Source organism: Bradyrhizobium sp. CFUWI (assembly GCF_056429085.1).
Genome location: NZ_JBWJZE010000104.1, coordinates 1 through 1,188, shown reverse-complemented (window position 1 = coordinate 1,188; position 1,188 = coordinate 1). Strand labels below are relative to the sequence as shown.

Here is a 1,188-nt window from a genome sequence, read left to right as displayed (position 1 = left end):
CCGTCCATGCCCTGGAACGAGGTGTCGGTGATGGATCAACGACGAGAGTTCGTGTGGCTTGCCATGCAGGAGGGAGCGAACCGGCGTGAGTTGTGCCGGCGGTTCGGCATCAGCCCAGATGTGGGCTACAAATGGTTGAGGCGTTGGCAGGCTGGCGACCATGAACTGGCGGACCAGCCCCGCCGTCCGAAGAGAATGCCCAGGCGCAGCGAAGCTGCGGTGGAGGCGCAGGTTCTGGCCGTGCGTGACAAGCATCCAGCTTGGGGCGCGCGCAAGATCGCGCATTGTCTGAAGCGCGCGGGCCAGACTGTGCCCGTGCCTTCGACGGTCCATCAGATCCTGTGCCGGAACGAGCGGATCAAGCCGAGCGAGAAGGCCCCGCCGAGTCCATCAGGCCATCGCTTCGAGAGGGAGGCACCCAATCAGCTGTGGCAGATGGACTTCAAGGGCCACATGCCCCTTGTCAACGGGACGCGCTGTCATCCGCTGACCATGGTCGACGATCACTCGCGCTATGCCCTGTGTCTGAAAGCCTGTGCCAATGAGCAGCGGCCCGCCGTGCAGCGTCACCTGACCGACACTTTCCGCCGCTATGGGCTGCCGGAGGCCTTCTATATCGACAATGGCTCTCCCTGGGGTGACACGTCCGGCGTGCGCTGGACAGCGCTGAAGGTGTGGCTGCTCAAGCTCGACATCAGGGTGGTGCATGCCAGGCCACGTCATCCACAAGGCCGGGGCAAGAATGAACGCTTCCACCGCAGCTTGAACGCGGAAGTGTTTGCTCTGCGCACGTTCCGTACCCTGGCGGAGGTTCAGCTCGCTCTCGACAACTGGCGCATGCTCTACAACCTGGAACGGCCTCATGAAAGTCTCGGCATGGGCGTCCCCGCCGATCGCTATCGGCCGAGCGCACGCGCCATGCCGGATCGTGTCCCGCAGGCCCAATACGACGCCGGAGAGACCGTCCGCACCGTCTCCTCGACCCGGAGCTATATCGCCTTCAAGGGGCACATGTGGAAAGTCCCACAAGCCTTCCGCGGCGAGCGCCTGGCCGTCAGACCCCTCGACCGCGATGGCCATTACGGAATCTTCTTTGCCAGCTGGCAGGTCGCATCAATCGACTTGACCAACGGCCAACCTGTCAGTGATGTGTCCGAACAGGTGTCAGCCATGTCCCCGGACTAAACA

1 protein-coding gene is annotated in these 1,188 nt (G+C 63.2%); it reads left to right on the top strand.

Annotated features, from left to right (window positions below):
• Positions 1–6: 6 nt before the first annotated feature.
• Positions 7–1,185, top strand: coding sequence for an IS481 family transposase (locus tag AC066S_RS38865; protein ID WP_126262254.1), 1,179 nt, complete (start codon positions 7–9; stop codon positions 1,183–1,185).
• The last annotated feature ends 3 nt before the right edge of the window (positions 1,186–1,188 follow it).

Excerpts from the sequence above, each read along its gene's own strand:
- AC066S_RS38865 (WP_126262254.1), top strand. The coding sequence starts at position 7 with ATGCCCTGGAACGAGGTGTCGGTGATGGATCAACGACGAGAGTTCGTG.